The sequence below is a fragment of the Vibrio sp. V43_P6S15P86 genome, from assembly GCF_009904725.1.
GTDB classification, from domain to species: domain Bacteria; phylum Pseudomonadota; class Gammaproteobacteria; order Enterobacterales; family Vibrionaceae; genus Vibrio; species Vibrio diabolicus.
Genome location: NZ_WXWT01000374.1, coordinates 1 through 8,361, shown reverse-complemented (window position 1 = coordinate 8,361; position 8,361 = coordinate 1). Strand labels below are relative to the sequence as shown.

7 protein-coding genes and 1 pseudogene are annotated in these 8,361 nt (G+C 47.1%); 7 read left to right on the top strand and 1 reads right to left on the bottom strand.

Annotated features, from left to right (window positions below):
• The 3 genes and pseudogenes from CAG69_RS17025 to CAG69_RS17015 form a co-directional block, all read left to right on the top strand.
• Window positions 1-278 (top strand): annotated as a pseudogene (locus CAG69_RS17025) (ABC transporter ATP-binding protein); the annotation flags it as partial.
• Window positions 268-1,782: an ABC transporter substrate-binding protein gene (locus CAG69_RS17020; protein ID WP_161445313.1), complete on the top strand. Its 1,515-nt coding sequence runs from the start codon at window positions 268-270 to the stop codon at window positions 1,780-1,782. The pseudogene CAG69_RS17025 and the gene CAG69_RS17020, both read left to right, overlap by 11 nt.
• Window positions 1,783-1,786: 4 nt before the next feature.
• Window positions 1,787-3,541: an ABC transporter permease subunit gene (locus CAG69_RS17015; protein WP_161445311.1), complete on the top strand. Its 1,755-nt coding sequence runs from the start codon at window positions 1,787-1,789 to the stop codon at window positions 3,539-3,541.
• A 177-nt stretch (window positions 3,542-3,718) separates the two neighbouring features.
• Here CAG69_RS17015 and CAG69_RS17010 read toward each other — a convergent pair whose 3' ends face one another.
• On the bottom strand, window positions 3,719-4,477 hold the full coding sequence (locus CAG69_RS17010) for a DeoR/GlpR family DNA-binding transcription regulator (protein ID WP_005375354.1): 759 nt from the start codon (window positions 4,475-4,477) through the stop codon (window positions 3,719-3,721).
• A gap of 274 nt (window positions 4,478-4,751) precedes the next feature.
• Between CAG69_RS17010 and ltnD the strand changes: the two genes are divergently transcribed.
• The 4 genes from ltnD to otnI all read left to right on the top strand — a co-directional run.
• Window positions 4,752-5,660: an L-threonate dehydrogenase gene (gene ltnD / locus CAG69_RS17005; RefSeq protein ID WP_161445308.1), complete on the top strand. Its 909-nt coding sequence runs from the start codon at window positions 4,752-4,754 to the stop codon at window positions 5,658-5,660.
• Between the two features lie 25 nt (window positions 5,661-5,685).
• Window positions 5,686-6,942, top strand: coding sequence for a 3-oxo-tetronate kinase (gene otnK / locus CAG69_RS17000; RefSeq protein WP_048625565.1), 1,257 nt, complete (start codon window positions 5,686-5,688; stop codon window positions 6,940-6,942).
• A gap of 11 nt (window positions 6,943-6,953) precedes the next feature.
• Window positions 6,954-7,601 (top strand): 3-oxo-tetronate 4-phosphate decarboxylase, encoded by a 648-nt coding sequence (gene otnC, locus CAG69_RS16995; protein WP_005385078.1) that lies wholly within the window; start codon window positions 6,954-6,956, stop codon window positions 7,599-7,601.
• A partial coding sequence (gene otnI, locus CAG69_RS16990; RefSeq protein ID WP_161445306.1) for a 2-oxo-tetronate isomerase occupies window positions 7,601-8,361 on the top strand: 761 nt, incomplete at its 3' end. The genes otnC and otnI, both read left to right, overlap by 1 nt.

Here is an 8,361-nt window from a genome sequence, read left to right as displayed (position 1 = left end):
GCCTAGATCCCGTCAGTCGTAAACAGATTCTCGACTTGTTGGCAGGCATTCAAAAGAGTCGTCAGATGCGCCTGATTTTGGTGACACATGACCTCGATGCGGCACAAACCCTATGCGATGAAATCCTGGTGTTAGACAAAGGACGCGTTGTCGAGCACGGCACGGCACAAAACGTGACAAATAACCCATCACACTTGATCACGAGAGCCTTGATGAGCGCTCAACACAAAAGTAATGAATTTACAAAAACCATTGGAGAGGTTTCTTATGCACCTTAGTACTCCCAAGTTAGCTTTGTCGCTGGCTTTAAGCGCACTGTTGACGGGTTGTTTTGACTCTGGCGAAAGCAAGCCAGAAGCGGAAAAAGCAGCTGCACCGCAAGCAACGGAAATTCGCGTTGCCATGATGCAACCACCACGCACAGGTTTGTCGCCACTTTCAGATGACGCGTTCAAACTGTCACGTTGGAGCACGGCAGAAACGCTAGTGAACCTAAACGATCAGTCGGTAGCAGAGCCTATGCTGGCAACGGAATGGGAACAAGTTGACCCGATGACGTGGCAATTTACGGTACGTAAGGGCGTGAAATTCCACGATGGTTCTGACCTTTATGCCAATGCGGTTGTGAACTCTCTACAAAAAGCATTAGATGCCGCACCTAAACCACGCATCTTGGACGGTATCGAATGGCAAGTTCGCGCATTGGACGACTTCACTGTTGAAATCAAAACGACCTTTAACGATCCACTGTTGCCAAGCCGTCTTTCTAGCCCACAGCTAGCGATCCTTTCTGGTGCTGCATATCAAGAAAACGGTCGTGTTGTGCCAATCAATGCGGGTACGGGTCCATTCGTTCTGACAGAAATCAACGGGACAACCAGCGCAAAACTGAAGCGTTTTGACGGTTACTGGGGTGAAAAAGCAAAAGTAGACAGTATCTTTGCTGAATACGTACCAAACGGTTTTGCTCGTGCTGCAGCGCTGCGTACCGGTGAGGCGGATGTAGTTGAAGCGGTTCCTGTATCGCAAATCGCGATGATGGAATCTTCACAGCTGCACGAAGTCGCAATGCCACGTACCAACACGCTTTACCTAAACAACAAATCAGATGTGTTTAGCCAGTTCGGTTTGCGTAAAGCAGCAGCTCAAGCGGTTAACCGTGAGCAAATCATCAAAACGGTTTACGAGAACCACGCCGACTCAGCGAAAGGTTTGTTAGGTCCTGCATTGGCATGGGCGGGGCCAATTCGTGACGCGAACCCTCGTATGGAAACCATGGAAATGCGCCACGCGAATGGTGAGAAGATCACCATCGGTACATTTACCGACCGTGCTGAGTTGCCAGAAGTGGCGGTGCTGCTAAAGCAACAACTTGAAGCGGCTGGCTTTGTGGTTGAGCTAGACGTTCGTGAATATGCACAAATCGAAAACGATGCACTAGCAGGTAAGTTCGATGCGTTCTTGTTGTCACGTGCAACAGTGCTGGATTCTGGTGACCCAGTGGCGTACATGCAAAGTGACTTTAGCTGTAAAGGTTCTTACAACCTAGGTCAGTTCTGCTCTGAAGAAGTGGATGCTGCATTGAAACACGCTGATCGTCAGCCATTGGGTGAGAAACGCCAACAAGCGATCATCGAAGCAGAAAGCAAAATCCTTGAACAATACGCTGTGATTCCACTGCTTCACGAGCGTGTAATCCAAGGTGAGAGTGATCGCGTGAAGAACGCACAACGTGACCCACGTGAGCGTCGCCTGATCGACCAGTTTACTGAGGTGAACTAACTCGATGTCGTCTGTTGCCAACATGCGTTCTCGTTGGAGCGCTTGTATGCCTGAATGGTTTACGCGTTTTTTGTCGCGCTTCCTGTCACTCGGGGTAGTGGTTGTGCTGGTGGGTTTGATGCCGGATATTGCCGGTATCGACCCAAGCCAATCAATCCTCCGTGCTCGTGCGGGTGCTCAACAATTGCTGACGGCAGAAGCTCTGCAAGCAATTCGAGAAGATCTTCAACTTGACCGCAGCGCTGCTGAGCGATTGTGGGATTGGCTGACGCTTGCCATGCAAGGAGACTTAGGTGTCTCTTGGGTGAGCGGCGCATCCGTGATGGAGAGCGTTCAACAAACCGCAAAAACGTCGCTATTACTCATGCTTACAGCGCTAGGCATGGCATTTGTAATGTGCATGGCGAGTGTGCTTTACACTGTGCGTCGTTGGCAACAGAATCGTTTGGACAAACATCATGACACGCTCAGTTCGGTGTTGGTCTCATTGCCGGAATACGTGATTGCTTCATTGCTGATCATGGTATTTTCCATTTGGTTGGGTTGGTTCCCACCTTATGGTTGGCAAGGCGTGCAAAACCTCTGGCTACCCAGTTTGGCAATGGCATTGCCTGCGGCTGGCTTGTTCGGGCGCTTGCTCAATGACAGCCTCAAGCGTGTACTAGATGAGCCTTGGGTGATCACTTGGCTATCGGCGAACGTCAGTAAGTTTCAAATCTTACGCTTTGCCTTGTGGCGTGCCGTTAGTAACTTGATTCCTCAAATCGCAATGACGGTGATTGGTTTGACCGGCGGCGCGGTTGCTGTGGAGCAAGTGTTTTCCATTCCGGGTATCGGACGACTAATCTTAGGCGCAGCGAAATCACAAGATCTGCCGATGCTGCAAGGTGGTTTGTTGGTGTTGCTGGTGTTCTCGATGTTGATCAGCAGTGCGAGCATCTTATTGCAACGCTGGTTACTCGGGCACAGTGTCACAAGTGGTAAGTTGATCAGCAGTCACAGCACGTTCCGTTTTACCCAAAGCACCACCAAACGCATCGTCAGTGCGACAATCTTTGCCTTGCTGATTGGTTGTGCGGGATGGGCGTTAATGCGTGATCCTTACACTATCCAATTTACCCGCCTTGAATCGCCAAGCTTAGCTGTCCCGTTGGGTGCCGATGCGGTTGGACGAGATCTGCTTGCTCGAGTTGGCGGCGGTATGATGTCGACAATCAAAATGGGCATCATCGCGACGTTCCTAAGTTTGGTGATTGGTTTGCTGCTCGGCTTCGTGACTCGTTATAGCCAAGGCTTAATTGAGATCACCAAAGGTGTGCCATACATTGTGGCTGGTCTGCTGATTGCTGGTCTAACGGGGATGAACCCAAACAGCGCTTTGATTGCGATTGTTATGGTGTCATGGGCACCATTAGCGGCGCACTGCGCGAGCTTGTTGATGGAAGCCAAAGCGCAGCCTTACACGCATCTTGCGCCCATTTGGGGAACCAGTCAGTGGCGAGTACTCCGCTACTACTTGTTGCCTTATGTGCTGCCGCCATTGATTCGTCACGCGTTTCTGCGTTTGCCGTACATTACGCTCAGTCTGACGTCTCTGAGCTTTATCGGACTTGGCGTTAAACCGCCACAACCTGAATGGGGCTTATTGATTGCGGAAAACTTGCCTTACATCGAGCGCTCACCATTAGGTGTCTTGCTGCCAATCTCAGGCTTAGTTTTGATGGCAATTGCAGTGAATTTGATTTTTGATGACATGTGACGAGCAGCGATAAAGCGAAGTGAGCTTCCATATCCAGATGTAATCAGTAATTTGGTAATTTAGAAAACAAAAGGATGTGTTTTCTGCCAGAAAGTACACAGCACGGTCTATGTATATTGGAAGCACCTATAAATTAACGAGTATAAAAGTTACGCGAACTCAGATGTTTAGGTAGTGTTACTCTTTATACACACGTAATCCTTTATCCGTTAATTCTTGAGTGACCACTTCGGATAGGTTTCGATCGGTAATAATTCCGTCCAATTGCTCGATGTCTAATGCATGAAAGCTCGCTATCTGACCGTATTTAGTTGAGTCTGAGATCAGATAATTGGTTTGTGCCGCCTTGATGATTGCTTTTTTAACGAGAACTTTATTTTCATTAGGTGTTGATAAGCCTTTCAAGCTCCAAGATGAAGTCGAAATAAAGGCGATATCAATATTTAGCCCATTCAAGAACTCTGCGACTTTTCCTCCAATGGTGGATTGGTTCTCGCGGTCAATTTTCCCCCCAGTGTGGTAAAGCTCACATTCACTGTGCGTCATAAGGAAAGCAGCAATAGAGAAGTCATTGGTGATCACTAAAAGATCATTACGATTTGCTATTTGATGGGCGATTTCTAGAGAGGTTGTTCCCGCATCCAAGTAAATCGTAGCGTCTTGACCAATTAACGTAGCCGCCAGCTTACCAATTTGAATTTTTTCATCCGCTTGTTGCTCGACCTTCGCATCATGGGAAAGTTCGGAATGTAGAGCTTGAGCGAGTTGCACTCCACCAGAAACAGAAACGACTTTACCTGAGGATTCAAGCTTCACGATATCACGACGAATGGTCATATGTGATACGCCAAGGTGGTCGGTTAAATCTGAAATGCTTAACACTTCTTGATGTGATAACAGGGATAATATGGTTCTTTGACGTTCTGCTGGGATCATAGTTTCACTTCTATATTCTTGTTTTTCAGTATCCTACCAATCTTTTCATTTGTTGTGAATATCTGTGAATTATGTTCTCAACGTTGTAAGAACAGCCTTCGCTTGTGTTAACTGCTCGGAATATCTCTGCCCATAAAGAGGTATATATCACGACATTGTTAATTTGTGTGAAAAAATGTGATTCAAAGCGAGGCCTTAGTATTAATCTTCACATATAATCACATCAACCAAACAAGAATTAACAAAGTTTAATAGACCAGAAGGCATTGTTTTTATGAGTGAAGTTCAATCTGTAGGTGTTATCGGTTTAGGCTCTATGGGAATGGGCGCCGCAAAGTCATGTGTGCGTGCAGGCCTAGATGTCTATGGTTTCGATTTAAATTCTCAAGCGCTTGAAGAGCTGGGTTCATTCGGTGCAAAAGCTGTTTCTACAAATGCAGTTGAGTTTGCAGATAAGCTTGATTCGGTTCTAGTTCTTGTTGTGAACGCAGCTCAAGTTAACACGGTCTTGTTCAAAACCGGTCTTGCTAAAGTGCTTAAGCCGAATACGCCAGTAATGGTTTCAGCAACCATCTCAGCAGAAGATGCAAAACAAATTGAAGCGAAATTGGCAGAACACAACCTTGTGATGCTTGATGCACCGGTATCTGGTGGTGCTGCAAAAGCAGAATCAGGTGAGATGACTATTATGGCGTCGGGAGCGCAAAGCACATTTGATGCACTTGAACCAGTACTCAACGCAACGGCAGCTAAAGTCTACAACATCGGTGAAGCGATTGGCCTAGGCGCAACTGTGAAGATTATCCACCAATTGCTAGCAGGTGTTCATATCGCAGCTGGTGCTGAAGCAATGGCATTAGCGGCACGTGCAAACATTCCTCTTGACCTGATGTACGACGTGGTGACGAATGCAGCGGGTAACTCTTGGATGTTTGAGAACCGCATGAAGCATGTAGTTGATGGTGACTACTCCCCTAAATCTATGGTCGACATCTTTGTGAAAGATTTAAACCTCGTATCGGACACAGCAAAAGATCTCAAATTTCCACTTCCTCTATCAAGCACAGCACTAAACATGTTTTTGAGTGCAAGCAATGCTGGTTTTGGCCAGGAGGACGACAGTGCCGTTATCAAGATTTTTGATGGTATTGAGCTTCCAGGTGTAGAAAACAAACAGAAATAAGCGCACGTAAAACGGAGAAAAAATGATGTTATTAGGCGTTATCGCAGACGACTTTACTGGCGCAACAGACATCGCAGGTTTTCTTGTAGAAAACGGCATGCGCACAGTTCAGCTTAACGGTATTCCAAAAGAAGAGATTGATGTAAACGCAGATGCGGTCGTGATCAGTCTTAAATCTCGCTCCTGTCCTGTAGATGAGGCAATCGAGGATTCAGTAGCTGCGCTTAAGTGGCTGCAAGCAAATGGCTGTCAGCAGTTTTACTTCAAGTACTGCTCAACGTTTGACAGCACAGCAGAAGGTAACATTGGTCCTGTAACGGATGCACTGCTTGCAGAGCTAGGTGAAGCGTTCACCATTGTATGCCCATCATTACCAGTGAATGGTCGCACAGTTTACAACGGCCATCTATTTGTATTCCAAGACTTGCTAAGCGACTCAGGTATGCGTAATCACCCTGTGACACCAATGACTGATTCAAGCCTAGTTCGTATGATGGATGCTCAATCTCAAGGCAAATCTGGCCTGGTGAACTTCCAAATAATTGAACAAGGTCCAAAAGCGGTAATTGAGCGCTTTGAAGAGCTAAAAGTACAAGGCAACCGCTATGCAGTGGTTGATGCATTCAATGCAGAGCATCTTGTCACACTTGGCCAAGCGGCGAAGTCTCTAAAACTGGTAACTGGTGGTTCTGGTTTGGCTGCGGGTATTGCTAAGAACTGGATAGAGAACCTTGAAGATCAAAGTGATGCGAAGCAAGAGGGGAACCCTAAAAAGGCACCAACCGTTGTGTTATCTGGATCTTGTTCTGTCATGACCAACCAACAGGTCGCTGTTTACAAAGAAAAAGCGCCACACTTTGCTATTGATGTGAAGGCGTGTCTGACGGAAGAAGATTACTCAAATCAAGTGTTTGATTGGGTCATGACCAACATCGAAAGCGAGTTCGCACCACTGGTTTACGCAACCGCAGATGCAGCGGCGTTAAAAGCGATTCAACAAGAGTTTGGCGCGCATGCTTCAAGTCACGCGGTTGAACAATTCTTTAGCCAACTTGCAATCAAACTTCAGCAGCACGGTGTGAAAAATTTCATCGTTGCGGGTGGGGAAACCTCAGGGGTTGTAACCCAAAGCCTAGCCGTAAAAGGTTTTCATATCGGTCCTCAAATCGCACCAGGTGTACCTTGGGTGAAGTCACTTGAAGGCGAGCTTTCTTTGGCTCTGAAATCGGGCAACTTCGGCGATGAACACTTCTTTGCCAAAGCACAGTCGTTTTTTGAATAGGTGAGGTTGTGATGAATAAAGAATTGATGACAGAACAACAACTGCGAGAGCAAATGGTCACTATGGCGCGCTCTATGTTTGAACGTGGCTATGCGACTGGCGGCGCTGGCAACCTTTCTCTAAAACTGCCTAATGGACACTTTCTGGCAACGCCAACTGGTTCTTCGTTCGGCCGCTTGATTGCTGAAGAGCTTTCGGTTGTGGATATTGATGGCAACCATATCTCTGGTGAAAAGCCATCAAAAGAAGTGGCTTTTCATCTGGCGATTTATCGAAATAACTCAAAGTGTAATGCGATTGTGCATCTGCATTCTACTTACTTGACGGCGCTTTCTTGTCTTGAAGGTTTAGATCGCGAGAATGCCATCAAAGCTTTCACACCTTACTTTGTAATGCGCATTGGCGAACTGCCAGTGATTCCGTACCTGCGCCCGGGCGACCCTCAGATTGCTGAAGAACTTGCGCAGCGGGCTAGTGACTACCGAGCTTTCCTCCTGGCGAACCATGGTCCAGTGATCACGGGTACGGACTTTGAAGATGCAGTGGATAACGCAGAAGAGCTAGAAGAGACAGCGAAGCTAGCGTTCATTCTTAAAGACAGCAACATCCGCTACTTAACGGATACTGAGATTCAAGACCTAAAAGGGAGAGGTAAGTAATGGCTAAATTCGCGGCAAATCTGACAATGTTATTCACAGAAGTTCCTTTTCTAGATCGTTTCGAAAAAGCACACCAAGCGGGCTTCAAAGCGGTGGAATACCTTTTCCCATACGCATTCGAAGCGCAAGAACTAGCAAGCAAGATACAGCAGTTTGGTTTTGAGCAAGCGTTATTCAACATGCCGCCAGGTGATTGGGATGCAGGTGAACGAGGTTTTGCAGCTATTCCGGGGCGTGAGGATGAATTTAAAACGAGCGTCGAGACTGCGCTGATGTACGCCAAGGCACTGAACTGTAAAAAGGTTCACGCTATGTCTGGCATTGTTGATTCACGCTTCACTCGTGATCAGCATATTGAAACCTTTATCTCAAACATTCGTTATGCAGCGGATAAGTTTGCCGAACAAGGTGTTGAGCTGATGATTGAGCCACTCAACAATCGCGATGTACCGAACTACTTTGTTGCACATCAACGTGAAGCGGTGGAACTCATCAAACAAGTGGCTCGTCCAAACGTGAAATTGCAGCTCGATCTCTATCACGCACAAATTATGGACGGTGATCTGAGTACGTTGATTCGCGATGTGGCGCCATACACAGGCCATATTCAAATTGCTTCTGTGCCTGAAAGGCACGAACCATCGGAAGGCGAACTGAATTACCCACACCTATTCAATGTTTTGGATGACTCTGGTTACCAAGGCTGGATCGGTTGTGAATACAACCCAAGGCATAGCACGCAGCTGGGCCTTAGTTGGGT